This window comes from Streptomyces sp. NBC_00670 (genome assembly GCF_036226765.1).
In the GTDB taxonomy this organism is placed as follows: domain Bacteria; phylum Actinomycetota; class Actinomycetes; order Streptomycetales; family Streptomycetaceae; genus Streptomyces.
In genome coordinates this window covers 6,332,069-6,348,913 of record NZ_CP109017.1, presented here as the reverse complement: position 1 = coordinate 6,348,913, position 16,845 = coordinate 6,332,069, and the positions used below count along the sequence as shown (strand labels likewise).

Below are 16,845 nucleotides of genomic sequence, written 5' to 3'. Positions count from 1 at the left end.
TCACACGACGAAGGAGTCCGGCCCATGGCCCTGACCCAGTACGACATCGACCAGGAGATGGCGGCGGAGCGCGAGGCGTACGACAAGCGCGTCGCCGGGGGCGCGCCCGTCGAGCACCACCCGCGCCGGGACTACGCCCCCTACCGCTCCTCGGTGCTGCGCCACCCCCGGCAGCCGCCCGTCGCGATCGACGTGACGAAGGACCCGGAGATGGTGGAGCTGTCCTCCCCCGCCTTCGGCGAGCGCGACCTCACCGCCATCGACAACGACCTCACCCGGCAGCACCCCGGGGAGCCGGTCGGCGAGCGCATCACCGTCTCGGGCCGGCTCCTGGATCGCGAAGGGCGCCCGGTGCGGGGGCAGTTGGTGGAGATCTGGCAGGCCAACTCGGCCGGCCGCTACGCCCACCAGCGCGAGCAGCACGACGCCCCGCTCGACCCCAACTTCACCGGCACCGGGCGCACCCTCACCGACGACGAGGGCCGCTACCGGTTCACCACCGTCCAGCCGGGCCCGTACCCGTGGCGCAACCACGTGGGCGCCTGGCGGCCGGCGCACATCCACTTCTCCCTGTTCGGGTCGGCGTTCACCCAGCGGCTGGTGACGCAGATGTACTTCCCGAACGACCCGCTGTTCCCGTACGACCCGATCCTGCAGTCGGTGACGGACGAGGCGGCCCGGCAGCGGCTGATCGCCACCTACGACCACAGTCTGTCGGTGCCGGAGTTCTCGCTCGGCTACCACTGGGACATCGTGCTCGACGGCCCGCACGCCACCTGGATCGAGGAAGGACGCTGACCTGCCATGACGAGGATCGACACGAGCAGCCCGGAGAGCGTGCTGCCCACCCCGTCGCACACGGTCGGGCCCTTCTACGGGTACTCCCTGCCGTTCACCGGCGGTGAGGAGATCGCCCCGCTGGGCCACCCGGACACCGTCACCGTGCACGGGTACGTGCGCGACGGCGAGGGCAACCCGCTGCCCGACGCGCTGGTCGAGGTGTGGGGCGCCGACCCGGAGGGCCGGGTGCCGACGGTCGACGGCTCCATGCGGCGCGACCCGGCGAGCGGCGGCTACCTCGGCCGCAACGGGGTGGAGTTCACCGGCTGGGGCCGTATCCAGACGGATGCCGACGGCCACTGGTACGTGCGGACGCTGCGGCCGGGGGCGCGTGGGAACAGCGCACCGTATCTGAGCGTGTGCGTGTTCGCGCGCGGGCTGCTGGTGCACCTGTTCACCCGGATCTATCTGCCGGGCGACGACGCCGCGCTCGCCGCCGACCCGCTGCTGGGGCGACTCGACGACGAGCGGCGGGCCACGCTGATCGCGACGGACGAGGGCGCCGCGTACCGTTTCGACATCCGCCTTCAGGGCGAAGGAGAAACGGTCTTTCTGGAGTACCGGTGACATTTACCGATCAGGACGCCGGCCGACCCGGTGAGCGGGACGCCGGTCTGCTCGCCCCCGGGTGGGTCGGCGCACCCGCCGAGGGCGCCGCCTCGGACGCCGCGTATCTGCGGGCCCTGCTGGAGGCGGAGGCCGCGCTCACCCGGGCGCAGGCGGCGCTGGGGCAGGCCCCGGCCGCCGCCGCGACCGCGGTGACCGAGGCGGCGGCCGACCCGGAGCGCTTCGCGCTCCGGGACCTCGCCGAGCGGGCCCGCGACGGCGGCAACCCGGTGATCCCGCTGGTCGGAGAGCTGACCCGGGCCGTCGGCGACGCGCACGGGCCGTACGTCCACCGGGGCGCGACCAGCCAGGACATCATGGACACGGCGACGATGCTGGTCGCCGCCCGCACCCTGGACCTCGTCCTCGCCGACCTCACCCGCACCGAACGGGCACTGGCCCGGCTGGCGGCCGAACACCGGGACACGGCGATGCCGGGCCGGACCCTCACCCAGCACGCGGTGCCGACCACCTTCGGGCTCAAGGCCGCCGGGTGGCGGTCACTGGTCCTGGACGCCCGGGACCGGGTACGTACCGTACGGGACCGGCTGCCCGCCCAACTCGGCGGCGCGGCGGGCACGTTGGCGGCGTTCACGGCGTACGGCGCCGAGGACGCGACCGCGCTGCCGGCCGCGTACGCCCGGGAACTCGGGCTCGCCGCCCCGGAGTTGCCCTGGCACACGCTGCGCACGCCGATCGCCGACCTCGCCGGGTGCCTCGCGTTCACGGCGGGCGCGCTGGGCAAGCTCGCGGCCGACGTGCTCGTCCTCGCCCGTACCGAGATCGCCGAGCTGGCGGAGGGCAGCGGCGGCGGCTCGTCCGCGATGCCGCACAAGGCCAACCCCGTGCGCGCCACGCTGCTCGCGGCGGCCGCCCGGCGGGCGCCGGGGCTCGCGGCGACGCTGTACGGGTCGCTGGCCGCCGAGGACGAGCGGCCGGCCGGCGCCTGGCACGCCGAGTGGGAGCCGCTGCGGGACCTGCTGCGGCTGACCGGCGGCGCCGCGCGGGACGCCGCCGAGCTGACCGAGGGGCTGCGGGTGCGTGCCGACGCGATGCGGCGCCATCTGGACCTCACCCACGGGCTGATCGTCTCCGAGCGGCTCTCGGCGGAGCTGGCGCCCGTGCTGGGCCGGGCGCGGGCGAAGGACCTGCTCACCGGGGCGGCCCGGCGCGCCTACGCGGAGGACCGCCCGCTCGCCGACGTCCTCGCCGAGGAGCCCGAGTTGAAGGGTGTGGTCGACCTGGCCGACCTCACCGACCCCGCCCACTACACCGGCTCCGCCGGAGCCCTCACCGACCGCGCCCTGGAGCGACGTTGACCGACACCCTCCTCGACCACCGTGCGGAAGGCCCCGCCTCCGCTCCCCCGCTGCTGCTCGGGCCCTCGCTGGGCACGTCGTCCGCGCTGTGGGACCGGGTCGCGCCCGAACTGTCCATATCCCACCGGGTGATCCGCTGGGACCTGCCCGGGCACGGCGGCTCGTCGCCGGATCTGATCGGGCCCGGTGCGACGGTCGCCGACCTCGCGGACCTCGTGCTCGCGCTCGCCGACTCGCTGGGGGTGGAGCGATTCGCGTACGCGGGGGTGTCGCTGGGCGGTGCGGTCGGGCTGCACCTCGCCGTCCATCACCCCGAGCGGGTCTCCTCGCTCGCCGTGCTCTGCTCCTCCGCGCACTTCGACGGGGCGAACGGGGCGCAGGGGTGGATCGAGCGGGCCGCGCGGGTGCGGGCGGAGGGGGTGGAGTGGCTGGCCGGGACCGCGGACGCGCGGTGGTTCACGCCCGGGTTCACGGTGCCGGAGCTGGTCGAGGACCAGCGGCGGGCCGATCCGGGGGCGTATGCGGCGTGCTGTGACGCGTTGGCCTCCTACGACCTGCGTGGGGAGCTGTCCCGGATCGGCGCGCCGACGCTGGTGGTCGCCGGGCGGGAGGATCCCGCGACGCCGCCGGCGCATCTGCGGGAGATCGCCGACGCGGTGCCGGGGGCGGCTCTCGTGGAGCTGCCGGGTGCCTCGCACCTGGCGCCGGCGGAGCGGCCGGAGGCCGTGCTGACCGCGTTGCGCGGACACTTCGGCGGTGCTGCCGGGGGTGCGCGGCGGGGGATGGCCGTGCGGCGGGAGGTGCTCGGGGATGCGCACGTGGACCGTGCGCAGGCGCGGCAGACGGCGTTCACCGCGCGGTTCCAGGACTTCATCTCGCGGTATGCGTGGGGGGAGGTGTGGACGGATCCGACGTTGTCGCGGCGGGAGCGGAGCATGGTGACGTTGACGGCGCTCGTCGCGCACGGGCATGACGAGGAGCTCGCGATGCATGTGCGGGCGGCGCGGCGGAACGGGCTGACGCCGGAGGAGATCGGGGCGGTGCTGTTGCAGGTGGGCGTGTACTGCGGGGTGCCCGCGGCGAACTCGGCGTTCGCGGTGGCGCAGCGGGTCCTGTCGGAGGAGACCTGAATCTTCTTCTTCGCCCCCGCCGCCCCTACCCTCCCCCTGCTCGAGCGAAGCCGAGAGCTTGGGGGAGGGTAGGGGCTGCGGGGGGCGAGGAAAGATCTCAGACGTGCCGCAGCGCGGAGATCGCTCGTGCCGCGACGCCGTCCGCCCCGCAGGACTCCGCCAGCGTCAGCGCACGTTCCAGCTCCGGCCGCGACGCTGTCGCGATGCCGTACTCCAGGCGCGCCGCCGCGTGCTCGTAGGCGGCCGGTGACGTCTCCAGATACGTCACCGCCCGCTCGTACAGCACCACCGCCCTCCGCCCCGTCTCCAACGCGGCAGCACACCGCAACGCCTCCCCGATCGCCGTATCCGTCCCGAACCGCTCCGCCTCCCGCCGCGCCCCCGCCGCCAGCTCCGCGGCCCGCCGCGGATCGGTCCCGGCCAGCGCCCGCGCGAGGTCCAGCGCCCACGGCGCGAGCACCGTGTTGTGGTGCCCCCGCGCACTCGCCGCCTTCTCCGCGTCCTCCAGCTCGTTGATGCCGTCCTGCGTACGCCCGGTGGCCAGCAGCAACCGCCCCCGCACGGACCGGATGTCGGGCAGCACGATCGTCGACGGGTACGGCGGCCCGAACCCGTACTCCTCGGCCACCTTCGCCGCCTCCTGAGCGTGCCCGCGCGCGAGCAGCGTGTCGACGAGGCCACAGGTCGCGGACCAGTGCAGCGGCAGCCCGCGGCCGACCCGCTCGGCGAGCCGGAGCGCCTCGCGCTGCGACTCCTCGGCCTCCCGCAGCCGCCCCCGCCTGCGGTGGGCGAGCCCGACGAAGGCATGGGCGAGGGCCAGGTGGCCGCCACTCCAGCCGGCGGTGGTGTAGGCGTGCAGGGCTTCGGAGAAGAGGGCCTCGGCGCGGTCGAGGTGGTCGGCGTAGGCGTACGAGCTGCCGAGCATCATCAGCAGCTCCATGCCCCACTCGGTGTCGGTCCAGCCGAGTCCGGGGGCGAGCCTGCCGTTGACGAGGGCGCGGTCGCTGAACTCCACGACCTGCTCGGCGCTCTCGCCGTGGGTCATGGCGTCGAAGCCGCGCAGGATCAATAACGCCCGCTCGGCGTTGTCCCGGCCGGTGCAGGCGGCCGCGAGGTCGGCGAGTCCGGTGGAGCGGGAGGGGGTGCCCTCCTCGGGGGCGTGTATGCCCTCCCACATGTAGTGCACGGCCCGCAGCCGGGTCCTCGCGGGACCGTCCGGCAGCCGCGCGGCCTCGGCGTCGACCGTGCGGACGGCCTCCTCCAGTTGGTCGTTGTGCAGCAGCGCCTGGGAGAGCCGGTGGACGGCGTCGACGCGGACGTCGCCCTCCAGACCGGGCAGGGCGAGGGCCTCGCGGAGGTATTCGACGGTGGTCGCGGGCGAGGTGAGCAGGCTGGCGCAGCCCAGTTCGTACAGGACGTGCGGGTGGACCTCGGGGCGGGGCGGTTCGGCGAGCGCGCGTTCCAAGCAGCGGCGGGCGGGGTCGGGGGCGCCGACGGCGAGGTGTTCGCGGGCGGCCTCCCGCATCTGCTCGACCAGTTCGGCGTCGTCGTCCGGGTGGACGAACATCAGGTGCCGGGAGATGACGGCGGCGCCCATGCCGCAGTCGGCGACGACCCGTGCGGCGATGCCGTGCATGGCGGTGCGCAGCGCGTCGGGGATCGCCTGGTAGATGTCGGTGGCGACCAGTGAGTGGACGAACTCCAGCTCGCCAACGAGGGCTCCACTGCCGAGGGCTCCGCCGCCGAGGCCTCCGCTGCCGGCGGTGGGGTCGGAGGCGGTGAGCACGCGGGCGGTGGTGAGGAGTTCGGCGCAGTGCGCGGCGTCCTGCCGGTCCAGGCCGGCGAGGCGGGCCACGAGGTCGACGGTGATGCCGTTGCCGAGGATCGCGGCGGCCCAGGCGAACCGGGTGGCGTCCACGCCGAGTTGTTCGAGGCGGGCGAGGAGTCCGCGGCCGCGGGCCGACTTGTTCAGTACGCGCAGCTCGGTGGCGGAGGACTCGACGGGTTCGAGCCGGCTGTCCCGCACCTTGGCGAGCAGTTCCACGGTGTCGTACGGGTTGCCGCCGGTGACCGCCCACACCTCGCGGCAGAAGGGGGCGTCGGCCCGTGCGCCGAGGGTGTCGCGGGTGAGTCCCGCGGTGGCCTCGGGGGTGAGCGGGCGCAGCGGGATCGCGGGGCGGGCGGCGCGGGCGGCGACGGCGTCGAGGTGGCGGGCGGCGGCCTCGCCGGCCTCGCCGGGGCGGCGGGCGACGACGACCAGGGCGGGCAGGTCGCCGCCCTGCTCGACGAACGCGGCGAGCCAGCCGAGGGTCTCCTGGTCGGCCCAGTGGGCGTCGTCGATGAGCAGCACGAGCGGCCATTCGCGGCGGGCGAGCCGGCGTACGGCGGTGACGAGGCCGTCGCACACGGCCTGCGGGTCCGGCGGGCGGGCGCCGGGGTCGGTTATGCCGAGGGCGGGGCCGGAGACCTCGTACCAGTCGCCGAGGTAGTCGTGGGCCTCGTCGGGGGTGAGCTGGACGAGTGCGGGCTGGAGGAGCTGGCGTAAGACGTTGAACGGGACGGAGGCGACGGTCTCGCCGCCGCGGGCGTACCAGACCGTGCAGCCGAGTTTCTCGGCGCGGTCGCGGACCTCGCCGAGCAGGGCGGTCTTGCCGAGCCCCGCCTCCCCGGTGACGACGAGCACGCTCCCGGTGCCCGGGGCGCCGCCGGCGTCGGCGGGCGCGTCGGCGCGCAGGGATTCGACGGCCCTGGAAACGGTGCGGAGCTCGTCCTCGCGTTCCCACAGGGAAGCCGAGGGGACCGCGTCCGGCGGTACCTCCGTCATCCCGCTACCTCCCCAGGCCGCCCAAATGACGTACAGGCATTGAGCGTAGCCGTCCCGGCCGACGGAGGGGACGGCTGTCGGACACGTGTTGCCGGTTGCACCGGAAACGGGGTACGGGGAGGCGGGGCGGTGGTATAGGAGCGGATCACGACGGGAAAGGGGTGCCCTCTCATCCCGCTTTCACGGTGGGCTCATACGGTGGGGTCATGACGCAGGTGACTCCCCCCGGGTGGTATCCCGACCCCGGGCAGAACAGTGACGGCCCCGCCACGGAACGCTGGTGGGACGGCAAGGCCTGGACGGAACGCATCCGCCCGGGTTCCGCGAGCACGGGGCTCGCGGGCGGGAGCCCGGCGGGCGACGACTCCGCCGCCGCGGGCGCGGACGCCGCTTCCACCGACGGGGGTCCGGCGGAGGCCGGCCCCACCGGGGCGGGGTCCGCGGCCGCTGGCGCGAGTCCGGCAGGTACCGGCTCCGCAGGCGCGCCGCCGGTGGGCGGAAGCCCTGCCGGCGCGGGCACCGCGGGCGCGGACGCCGCTTCCACCGGCGGGGATCCGGCGGACGCCGACCCCGCCGAAGCGGGCGCCGCGGGCTCGGTTCCCGGCGCGAGCCCGGCGGCTCCGGGTGGCGGCGGAGCCCCGGGTGCCGGGGGCCCGGCGACCCCGGGTGGGGCGGCCTTCGGCGGGGGGCCGGAGGCGGGCAGTGCGCAGGTCCCGTACGGCGGCCCGACTGCCGGCGGGCCCCCGGCCCCGGACGGGACCCCGTACTTCGGCGGGCCGCCGGCCCCCGGCGGAGCCTCCTACTTCGGCGGGGCCCCGGGCGGGGCGTACCCGGGGGCCTACCCCGCGCCGTATCCCGCCCCCGCCCCCGCCCCCGCGCGCCGAGGGCTTCGGGTCGGGATAGCCGTGGGTGCGGCCGTCGCCGTGCTGGCCGGGATCGGGGTCGGAACGTACGTGCTGACCAAGGACGACGGCGGCAACGGCGGGAGCAGCAGCGCGCAGGGGCCGGGCGGCGGTGGCCGCAACGGCGGTCAGGGCGGCGGCCCCTTCGGGCAGGGCGGCAACGGCGGACCGGAAGGCGGCTCCGGTGGCTCGGGGGGCTCCGGCGGTTCCGGTGGGGAGTCGCCGGCGCCGGACGAGTCCGAGGCGCCGAAGATCGAGAGCGGTTCCGTCACCGACCCGGTCGACGGGATCAGCCTGCCGGTCCCGGACGGCTGGTACGGCCAGCAGGGCCAGATCGGCGCCCAGCTGTCGTCGAAGGACTCGTACAAGTGCCCCGGCGACACGTCCAAGACGTGCACGCGCGGCGGCGCGTACTCCACGCCCGCGCTCGCCCTCGGCACCAAGGGCAGCACCGCCGAGGAGGTGGCGAAGGCGGACATCGCCGCCAACGCCGAGGAGTCCTACGGAGGCAGCAGCTACGGCAGCATCACCTCGCACGAGGTGCTCGCCTCCAAGGCGGTGACCGTGGCCGGCCAGAAGGGCTACCTGGTGCGCTGGAAGGCGGTCACCAGCAAGGGCGCGGACGGCTATGTGCAGTCGCTCGCGTTCCCGTCGCCCGCCAGTGCCAAGCAGATCGTCGTGGTCCGGTTCGGCGTCGACGTGGGGCAGAAGCAGTCCCTCCTCGACGACATCACCGAGGGCATCAAGGTCTCCGAGGGCGGCGGCAGCGGCCAGAACGTCTGACCCGCGCACCGCACACCGCACACACGGGTCCGGCCGGGTGGACCCCCTCTCCGCTCCGGAGGGGGTCCACCCGGCCGGGTGGTGCGCCGCGCCCGTCCCCACGGTGCGGCGCGCAGGCCGTCGTCCGGTCATCCCACGGACGGCGGGCCTGGTTCTAGGGCCCGTCCGGGCCGAGGCCGAGCGCCGGAAGGACCGCCGCCTCGACGAAACGCTCGAGGTACGCGCCGTCCGCGTACTTTCCCTCGAGCATGGGGCGGATCCGCGCCATGCCGATGATCTGCGCCGGCACGTACGGCAGCGCCGGGTGGTCCGCGCGCACCTCACCGCGCTCGACCCCCCGCCGCACGATCGCCTCCAGCATCCGCACCTCGGGCTCGACCAGCGCCTCGCGCAGCGCCCCCCGCAGTTCCTGGTCCAGCATCACCGCGTTGCCGAGCGCCTGCATCAGCCGGGTGTCCCGCCCGGACTCCCCCGCCGCCCGCGCGACCGCCCGCAGGTCCCCGGCGAGCGACCCGGTGTCGATGCCCGCGAACCGTACGCACCGGCTGGAGCGGAGTGCCGCGGCGACGAACCGCGGCTTGGACTGCCACTGCCGGTAGAGCGTGGACTTGCTGCAGCGGGTGGTGGCCGCGACGCCCTCCATGGTGACCGCCTCGTAGCCGCATTCGCGGACCTGTTCGAGTACGGCGTCGAAGAACTCCTGCTCGCGCTCGGGGGTGAGCTTGGAGCGGCGCGAGGCGGCCCCCGACGGGGACGCGTCCGCTGCCTGCGACGTCATGAACTCCGCGCCTCCCTCTCCTGCTCCCGCGCGCCTGCGCTTCCGGCTCGGTGGTGCCCCGCGGCCCGGTGGTTCAATCCGCGACGACCCGTGGTGCTCTTCACACAGTACATCGATACGCCAGTGTACCGATACGCGACCGTATCGGTACACTGGCGTATCGATGAGTCCGGCGTGCTCCCGCACGGCCCGGGCTCCGTACCACCGTCAGCAAAAGGACCGCGGGATGGCTTCCAGAACCGAGCCGCCGGACAGCGAACCATCCGGCAGCGGGACCGACGCGTCCGTCAGGCCGCCGCTCCTACGTGAACTCCTCCTCGTCGTCGGCCTGTTCCTTCTCTACAAGGCCGGCCGGCGACTGGCCGACGGCCATGTCGCGGAGGCCTTCGGCAACGCCCACCGGGTCTGGGACCTGGAACGGGCCGTGCACCTGCCGGGCGAGGGGGCCGTGCAGTCCCTGCTGCTGCACGGCGACGCCCTGGTGCACGTGGCCAACACCTACTACGCGGTGGTGCACTTCCCCGCCACCGTCGCCTTCCTCGTCTGGCTGTACCTGCGCCGCCCGGCGCACTACGTGTGGTCCCGCCGGGTCCTCGCCCTGGTCACCGGCGCGGCACTCGTCCTGCACCTGACCTTCCCGCTCGCCCCGCCGCGCCTGCTCGGCGCCGCCCGTCTGGTGGACACCGGACAGGTCTACGGGCCGACGGTCTACGGGGCCCACCCGGCGACCGACTCGATGGCGAACCAGTTCGCGGCCATGCCGTCGCTGCACTTCGGGTGGGCGCTGATGGTCGCGCTCGGGCTGATCGCGGCGACCCGGTCGCGGTGGCGGTGGCTGTGGCTGCTGCACCCGGCGGTGACGCTGCTGGTCATCGTCGGCACGGCGAACCACTTCTGGCTGGACTCCCTGGTGGTGGCGGCGCTGCTCGGCATCGCGCTCGCCGTCGTCCCGTCGCCGGTGCGGCGGGCGAAGGCAACGCGTAAGGCCACGGCCGGGGCGGGTGCGCCGCCGGACGGGGCCGAAGGCGGCCGACCGGCCGACACCCCGGGCGCCGAACCCGCCGCCGGGGGCGCGAGCACCGGAGGCAAGGGGCTCGTGGGGGCGCGGCGATGAGCGCGACCGTCCTCGCCGTCGCGCTGTCCCTGGTTTCCGCCGTCGCCTACGCGGCCGCCGCGGTGGCGCAGGAACGGCTCGCCGCCCGCAGCGCGCGCACCGGTCTGCTGCGACTGCTCGCGCACGGGGCCTGGTGGTGGTCGGTGCTGCTCAACGCGGCGGCCGCGCTGCTGCACGTCGCCGCGCTCACGTACGGCACCCTCACACTGGTGCAGCCGCTGGGCGCCCTGACCCTGGTGGCCGCGGTGCCGCTGGGGGCCCGGGCGGCCGGACGGCGGGTCACCGCGGCGGAGTGGCGCGGCACCGCGCTGACCCTGGCCGGGCTGGCGGCGCTGCTGGTCGCCGCGTCCGGGCCGGCCCCGGAGCGGATCCTGAGCCTGCCGCAGGCGCTCGCGGTCGCCGGGGCGACGACGGCGCTCATCGGCATGCTGGCCCGGCCGCGCGCCCGGCCCGGACTGCGGCACGCGACGGCGTCCGGAGTCGCGTCGGGTGTGGCCTCCGCGCTGACCCAGACGGTGACGGTGGCCGCGACCGACCGCGCCGAACCGGCGCTCGGCGCGCACGTCGTCGTCGTCGCGCTGCTGGTGGCGGCGTTCGCGGCGGCGGGCCTGCTGCTGTCGCAGACGGCGTACCGGGGCGGCCTGGGCGCGCCGCTCGCGGTGGTGACGCTGGCCAACCCGGTCGCGGCGGCGGCGATCGGCGTGACGCTGCTGGGCGATCGGCTGCGCGGCGGCCTGGAGGGACTGCCGGCCGGGGCGGTCGGGGCGGCGCTGGCCGCGTGGGGGGTCGTGGTGCTGTCCCGGGCGGCCCGGGACGTGGGCGCGCTACCGGTACCGGCCGCGGTGGCCGTGCCGGACGAGCACCCCGTCGCCGCGGTGCTCGCGCTGGACCCCGCGAGCTGCCCCACGGAGGCGGCGCCACGGCGCTCCTCGCCCCCGCCCGTCGTACCCGCTCCCCGGGGCTCGACGGTTCCCAGTCAGTGAGCCGGTGAAGGGGCCGGTGGAGGGGAGCGGACCCCGCCCCCCCTCCACCCTCCCGGGTTCGGCCCTCACAGATCCAGGACCAGCCGCTCCCCCCGGCACCGGGAGACGCAGATCATCATGGTCTCGCCCCCCGCCCGCTCCTCCTCGGTCAGCACCGAGTCACGATGCTCGGGCGCCCCTTCCAGCACGTCCGTCTCGCACGTCCCGCACGTCCCCTCCGTGCAGGAGTACAGCACCTCGACGCCCGCACCCCGCACCGCGTCCAGTACCGAGGTCCCCGCCGGCACGGTCACCCTCTTCCCCGACCGCCGCAGCTCCACCTCGAACTCCGCGTCCGGCCCGCCCGGCCGCTCCACCGGCCGGAACCGCTCCACGTGCAGCACCCCCGCCGGGCACCGCGACTCCATGGCGTCCAGCAGCGCCCCGGGCCCGCAGCAGTACACGAGCGTGCCCTCCGCGAGCCCGTCGAGCGCGGCGGCCAGGTCGAGCAGGCCCACCTCGTCCTGCGGGGCGAGGGTCACGCGGTCGCCGTACCGCCGCAGCAGCTCCTCGGTGAACGCCATCGACGCCCGCGTCCGCCCGCCGTACAGCAGTGACCACTCGGCGCCCGCCGCTTCCGCCGCCGCGAGCATCGGCAGCATCGGGGTGATGCCGATGCCGCCCGCGACGAACAGGTACCGCGTGGCGGGCCGCAGCGCGAAGTGGTTGCGCGGGCCGCGCACCCGCACCTTGTCGCCCTGCCGCAGCTCGCCGTGGACGTGAGCCGAACCTCCCCGCCCGCCCGGCTCGCGCAGCACGGCGATCCGCCAGGCGGTCCGGTCGGCGGGATCGCCGCACAGCGAGTACTGCCGTTCCAGCCCCGGTCCCAGCAGCAGGTCCACATGTGCGCCCGGCTCCCATCCGGGCAGCTCCCGCCCGAGCGGATGGCGAAGGGTGAGTGCCAGGACGCCTTCGGCCACCGGCTGCCGCGCGGACACGACGAGTTCCAGCTCGCTCATCGTGCGGTCCCTGTCTCCCCGAGCCGGTGCCCCTCGGGGTGGGCCAGCATCCACTCCCACATCTCCACCGGATCCTGCGCGGTGTGCTCCGTCCCGCAGTGACAGGTGCCGTGCAGAAGATCCGTGCCCGGCACCCAGTCGACGCGGTAGACCTCACCGGGAGAAGCCGCCCCGCTCACCGCACCCCCTCCACCGGCTTCTCGCCCTCCTCCACAAGGCGGGCCAGGATCCGCCGCGCCGCCAGGCCGCCGGTGTCGATGTTGATGCTCAGCTCCTGGTAGCCGGTGCGCTCGGTGCCGAGCGTGCGCTGCAGCAGGTTGAGCGCGTCGACGTCCTGCCTCACCACGGTGTGGTTGTTGGCCCGCAGGAACTCGGTGACCTCGGCGTCCTCGACCGCCCAGTCCCGCGAGACCATCCAGAAGTCGTACACGTGGCCGTCGGCGGAGGGCGTGATGGCGTACGTGATCTCGGTGTGGAAGCCGTGCGGGTCGCTGCCGTCCGGCTCGGGCACGACGCCGACCGGGGCGATGCGGCTGTGCAGCAGATACAGACAGGGGGCGTGGTACTCGATGTCCTGCCAACGGGAGATCCGGCCCTCGAGGCCGGTGGAGCGGGCGTAGAAGGAGGGGCACTCGGCGTCGTCCATGTGGCGGCTGACCCGTACGATCCCGGCGCCCTCGTCGACCTCCGTGGTGATCGGCGTCTCGGCGACCTCGGGGGTGCCGATGTAGCCGCCGTGGAGGTAGGTCTCGTGGGAGAGGTCGAGCAGGTTGTCCACGAGGAGCCCGTAGTCGGCGTCGATGGGCTCCATGCCGCGCACCGTGACCCAGCCGGGGGCGTCGAGGTGCCGGGCGCGCGGCACGGCCTCCGGATCGGCGAGCGCGGGGTCGCCGATCCACACCCACACCAGGGAGTCCCGCTCGACGACGGGATAGGAGGCGACACGGGCGGTACGCGGGACCCGCTTCTGTCCGGGTACGAACACGCAGGCGCCGGTGGTGTCGTAGGTGAACCCGTGGTAGCCGCAGACGACACGGTCGCCGTCGAGCCGGCTCGCGGAGAGCGGGTAGCGGCGGTGCACGCACCGGTCGTGCAGTGCGACGGGGGTGCCGTCCTCCTCGGTGCGGTAGAGGACGAGCGGCTCCCCGAGGATCGTCCGGCCGAGCAGTTCCTCGCGTCCGACCTCGTGACTGTAGGCGGCGACGTACCACTGGTTCCTGGCGAAGGCGGTGAGGTGCGGCATGGCGTTCCCGTCCCTGAGAGCGGGGCGTCGGCGCCCCGCGTGCCGTGGTTGACCACAGATTCGTGACGCACGACACACCCGGGCAAGGGCTCTTCCGTCAGACGGAACACCGCCTCACCGACGGCTCCGTGTCCGGGCGGATCGCGGACCGGCGCCGTACGCCCGTTGTACTTCCTCCCGTCACAGGAGTGCCCTCGCGCCCTTCCCTGTCGTTCGGTGCACTTGGAACACTCCATGCGCGTACGACGAAGCGCCCCCGGCGGGCCGGCCCGCCGGGGACCGAGCAGAAGGAGAGGGCCCCGCCCATGCCCGAGGTCAACCGGCGCCGATTCCTGCAACTGGCGGGCGCCACCGCCGGTTTCAGCGCCCTGTCCGGCAGCATCGAGCGCGCCGCCGCGCTCCCCGCGCACCACGGCTCCGGCACGATCGAGGACGTCGAGCACATCGTCGTCCTCATGCAGGAGAACCGGTCCTTCGACCACTACTTCGGCTCCCTCAGAGGCGTCCGCGGCTTCGGCGACCCGCACCCCGTGACCCTGCCGAGCGGGAAGTCCGTGTGGCACCAGCCGGACGGCGCCAAGGAGGTGCTGCCCTTCCGTCCCGACGCCGACGACCTGGGCCTGGCGTTCATCCAGGACCTCCCGCACGGCTGGAACGACGGCCACGCGGCGTTCGCCGGGGGGAGGTACGACGGCTGGGTGGGCGCCAAGTCGGCCACCACCATGGCGTATCTGACCCGCGAGGACATCCCGTTCCACTACGCCCTCGCCGACACCTTCACCGTCTGCGACGCCTACCACTGCTCGTTCCTCGGCTCCACCGACCCCAACCGCTACTACATGTGGACGGGGTACACCGGCAACGACGGCAGCGGCGGCGGCCCCGTCCTCGGCAACGACGAGGCCGGTTACCACTGGACGACGTACCCCGAGCGGCTGGAGAAGGCGGGCGTCTCCTGGAAGATCTACCAGGACGTCGGCGACGGCCTGGACGCGGCCGGCGGCTGGGGCTGGATCCAGGACGCCTACCGCGGCAACTACGGCGACAACTCGCTGCTCTACTTCGACCAGTACCGCGATGCCGAGCCCGGCGACCCGCTCTACGACAAGGCCCGCACCGGCACGGACGCCCGGAAGGGCGAGGGCTTCTTCGACCTGCTGCGCGCGGACGTCACCGGCGGCAGGCTCCCGAAGATCTCCTGGATCGTCGCCCCCGAGGCGTTCACCGAGCACCCCAACTGGCCCGCCAACTACGGCGCCTGGTACATCTCCCAGGTCCTGGACGCGCTCACCGCCGACCCCGGGGTGTGGGCGCGGACGGCGCTGTTCGTGACCTATGACGAGAACGACGGCTTCTTCGACCACGTTGTCCCGCCCTTCCCGCCCGCCTCCGCCGCGCAGGGCGGATCGGCGGTCGACGCGAGCCCGGACGTGTTCCCCGGGAACGCCTCGCTCGTCGCCGGGCCGTACGGCCTTGGCCAGCGGGTGCCGATGCTCGTCGTCTCGCCCTGGAGCAAGGGCGGTTACGTCTGCTCCGAGACGCTGGACCACACCTCGATCATCCGGTTCATGGAGCGCCGCTTCGGTGTCCACGAGCCGAACATCTCGCCCTGGCGACGCACGGTCTGCGGCGATCTGACCGCCGCGTTCGACTTCTCCCGCCGGGACACCGCGGACGTCTCACTGCCGGGCACGGACGGCTACCGCCCCAAGGACGACCGGCGCCACCCCGACTACGTGCCCACCCCGCCGGCCACCGGCGCCCTGCCCCGGCAGGAGCGCGGCACGCGCCCGGCGCGGCCCCTGAAGTACGTGCCCCACGTGGACGGTTCGATCGACCCGGCCGCCGGGACGCTGACGCTCACCTTCGCCTCCGGCGCGCACGCGGGGGCCGCGTTCCTGGTGACGTCCGGCGATGCCGCCGACGAGGGCCCGTGGACGTACACGGCGGCGTCCGGCCGTACGGTCTCCGGCACCTGGGACCGGGGCGCGGCGAAGGGCGCGTACGACCTCACCGTGCACGGGCCCAACGGGTTCCTGCGGGAGTTCGCGGGCACGACGGGGGCCGGCGCCCCCGAGGTGACCGCGCGGCACGCCCACGGCGACCTGGAGCTGACCTTCACGGGCGGCCGTACCGGCACCACGCGGTTCACGCTCACGGGAGCGCGGGGCGGGGCACGGACGGTGCGGGTGCGGGCCGGGGGACGGGTACGGCACCGGGTGCCGCTCGCGGCGAGCCGGCGCTGGTACGACCTGACCGTCACCGTCGAGGCGGACCCGTCCTTCCGGCGCCGGTTCGCGGGCCACGTGGAGAACGGCAGGGCGGGCGTGAGCGACCCGGCGCTGGGCGGCGAGTGACGGGGGTTGCGTCGTGGGTGGCTCGCGGTAGTGTGCCCCGGTGACCACGCATTCGAACACTCCTGCAGGCTGGTACCCGGATCCGCACGGTGCGGTACAGACCCTGCGCTACTGGGACGGCACCCAGTGGACCCAGCACACCACCCCGGATCAGCAGGGTGCGCAGCAGGCGCCGCCCGCCCCGGGGGCCGCCCCGGCCATGCCCCAGCAGCCCGCCGCGCCCGACCCCCGTGTGCAGCGCCAGGTGCAGCAGCAGGCGGGGATCGCCCCGGGCGCGGCGGGCGGCGGTTCGCTGTTCAGCGAGCCGGTGCTCGTGGTGAACCAGAAGGCCAAGCTGATCGAACTCACCAACGAGTACAAGGTCTTCGACCAGCAGGGCAACCAGATCGGCTCGGTGGCGGAGGTCGGGCAGAGCGGCCTGAAGAAGGCGCTGCGGTTCGTCTCCAGCCTGGACCAGTACATGACCCACAGGCTGGAGATCCGTGACGCGTACGGGCAGCCGCAGCTGCTGCTGACGCGGCCTGCGAAGTTCATCAAGTCCCGGGTGGTCGTGGAGCGTCCGGACGGGCAGCCGGTGGGCGAGATCGTCCAGCAGAACGCGATAGGGAAGATCAACTTCTCGATCAACGCGGGGGGTCAGAAGATCGGCGCGATCAAGGCCGAGAACTGGCGGGCGTGGAACTTCGCGATCACCGACCACTCGGAGAACGAGGTCGCCCGCATCACGAAGACGTGGGAGGGCCTCGCCAAGACGATGTTCACCACGTCGGACAACTACGTCCTCCAGATCCACTTCCAGCTCCCGGAGCCGCTGCGGAGCCTTGTCGTGGCGACGGCGCTGACGGTCGACACGGCGCTCAAGCAGGACGCGCGCGGCCTGGGCTGACGCCCACGGTCGATGCGGGCTCGCGCCCGAAGCCATGCGCGGGTCCGTTGTGGTTGCTCGCGCCCACGCGGCGGAGCCGCAC

14 protein-coding genes and 1 pseudogene are annotated in these 16,845 nt (G+C 74.4%); 10 read left to right on the top strand and 5 right to left on the bottom strand.

Annotated elements, in window-relative coordinates:
- Positions 1-24 precede the first annotated feature (24 nt).
- From pcaH to pcaDC, 4 genes are read left to right on the top strand one after another with little or no spacing between them, the layout of a single operon-like run.
- Entirely contained in the window at positions 25-798 is a 774-nt protein-coding gene (pcaH, locus tag OIE12_RS27975; RefSeq protein WP_329139990.1) for a protocatechuate 3,4-dioxygenase subunit beta, read from the top strand.
- Positions 799-804: 6 nt separating this feature from the next.
- Positions 805-1,407 (top strand): protocatechuate 3,4-dioxygenase subunit alpha, encoded by a 603-nt coding sequence (pcaG, locus tag OIE12_RS27970; RefSeq protein WP_329139988.1) that lies wholly within the window; start codon positions 805-807, stop codon positions 1,405-1,407.
- Positions 1,404-2,765 (top strand): 3-carboxy-cis,cis-muconate cycloisomerase, encoded by a 1,362-nt coding sequence (gene pcaB / locus OIE12_RS27965; RefSeq protein WP_329139986.1) that lies wholly within the window; start codon positions 1,404-1,406, stop codon positions 2,763-2,765. Before pcaG ends, pcaB begins: the two co-directional genes overlap by 4 nt.
- Positions 2,762-3,895, top strand: coding sequence for a bifunctional 3-oxoadipate enol-lactonase/4-carboxymuconolactone decarboxylase PcaDC (pcaDC, locus tag OIE12_RS27960; protein WP_329139984.1), 1,134 nt, complete (start codon positions 2,762-2,764; stop codon positions 3,893-3,895). The genes pcaB and pcaDC overlap by 4 nt, the downstream gene beginning before the upstream one ends.
- Before the next feature lie 97 nt (positions 3,896-3,992).
- Here the strand turns inward: pcaDC and OIE12_RS27955 are convergent, their stop codons facing one another.
- Positions 3,993-6,719 (bottom strand): ATP-binding protein, encoded by a 2,727-nt coding sequence (locus OIE12_RS27955; RefSeq protein ID WP_329139982.1) that lies wholly within the window; start codon positions 6,717-6,719, stop codon positions 3,993-3,995.
- 206 nt (positions 6,720-6,925) lie between these two features.
- On the opposite strand from OIE12_RS27955, the pseudogene OIE12_RS27950 reads away from it, so the two are divergent.
- Positions 6,926-7,033: pseudogene (locus tag OIE12_RS27950) on the top strand (DUF2510 domain-containing protein); the annotation flags it as partial.
- Between the two features lie 177 nt (positions 7,034-7,210).
- A complete protein-coding gene (locus OIE12_RS27945; protein WP_443054079.1) occupies positions 7,211-8,404 on the top strand; it encodes a hypothetical protein in 1,194 nt (397 codons plus the stop codon).
- Between the two features lie 154 nt (positions 8,405-8,558).
- On the opposite strand, the gene OIE12_RS27940 is transcribed toward OIE12_RS27945, so the two are convergent.
- On the bottom strand, positions 8,559-9,182 hold the full coding sequence (locus OIE12_RS27940) for a TetR/AcrR family transcriptional regulator (RefSeq protein WP_329139980.1): 624 nt from the start codon (positions 9,180-9,182) through the stop codon (positions 8,559-8,561).
- 226 nt (positions 9,183-9,408) lie between these two features.
- Here OIE12_RS27940 and OIE12_RS27935 point away from each other — a divergent pair, with 226 nt between their 5' ends.
- Both OIE12_RS27935 and OIE12_RS27930 read left to right on the top strand, forming a co-directional pair.
- Positions 9,409-10,296: a phosphatase PAP2 family protein gene (locus OIE12_RS27935; protein ID WP_329139978.1), complete on the top strand. Its 888-nt coding sequence runs from the start codon at positions 9,409-9,411 to the stop codon at positions 10,294-10,296.
- On the top strand, positions 10,293-11,279 hold the full coding sequence (locus OIE12_RS27930; protein ID WP_329139976.1) for a hypothetical protein: 987 nt from the start codon (positions 10,293-10,295) through the stop codon (positions 11,277-11,279). Before OIE12_RS27935 ends, OIE12_RS27930 begins: the two co-directional genes overlap by 4 nt.
- 65 nt (positions 11,280-11,344) lie before the next feature.
- Here OIE12_RS27930 and OIE12_RS27925 read toward each other — a convergent pair whose 3' ends face one another.
- From OIE12_RS27925 to OIE12_RS27915, 3 genes are read right to left on the bottom strand one after another with little or no spacing between them, the layout of a single operon-like run.
- On the bottom strand, positions 11,345-12,277 hold the full coding sequence (locus OIE12_RS27925) for a PDR/VanB family oxidoreductase (RefSeq protein ID WP_329139974.1): 933 nt from the start codon (positions 12,275-12,277) through the stop codon (positions 11,345-11,347).
- Positions 12,274-12,456 (bottom strand): hypothetical protein, encoded by a 183-nt coding sequence (locus OIE12_RS27920; RefSeq protein ID WP_329139972.1) that lies wholly within the window; start codon positions 12,454-12,456, stop codon positions 12,274-12,276. The genes OIE12_RS27925 and OIE12_RS27920 overlap by 4 nt, the downstream gene beginning before the upstream one ends.
- Positions 12,453-13,520, bottom strand: a complete 1,068-nt coding sequence (locus OIE12_RS27915; RefSeq protein WP_329139970.1) for an aromatic ring-hydroxylating dioxygenase subunit alpha — start codon at positions 13,518-13,520, stop codon at positions 12,453-12,455. The genes OIE12_RS27920 and OIE12_RS27915 overlap by 4 nt, the downstream gene beginning before the upstream one ends.
- A gap of 305 nt (positions 13,521-13,825) precedes the next feature.
- Here OIE12_RS27915 and OIE12_RS27910 point away from each other — a divergent pair, with 305 nt between their 5' ends.
- Together OIE12_RS27910 and OIE12_RS27905 are read left to right on the top strand one after the other, a co-directional pair.
- On the top strand, positions 13,826-15,877 hold the full coding sequence (locus tag OIE12_RS27910; RefSeq protein ID WP_329139968.1) for a phosphocholine-specific phospholipase C: 2,052 nt from the start codon (positions 13,826-13,828) through the stop codon (positions 15,875-15,877).
- 40 nt (positions 15,878-15,917) lie between these two features.
- Positions 15,918-16,763, top strand: coding sequence for a phospholipid scramblase-related protein (locus tag OIE12_RS27905; RefSeq protein WP_329139966.1), 846 nt, complete (start codon positions 15,918-15,920; stop codon positions 16,761-16,763).
- Positions 16,764-16,845 lie beyond the last annotated feature (82 nt).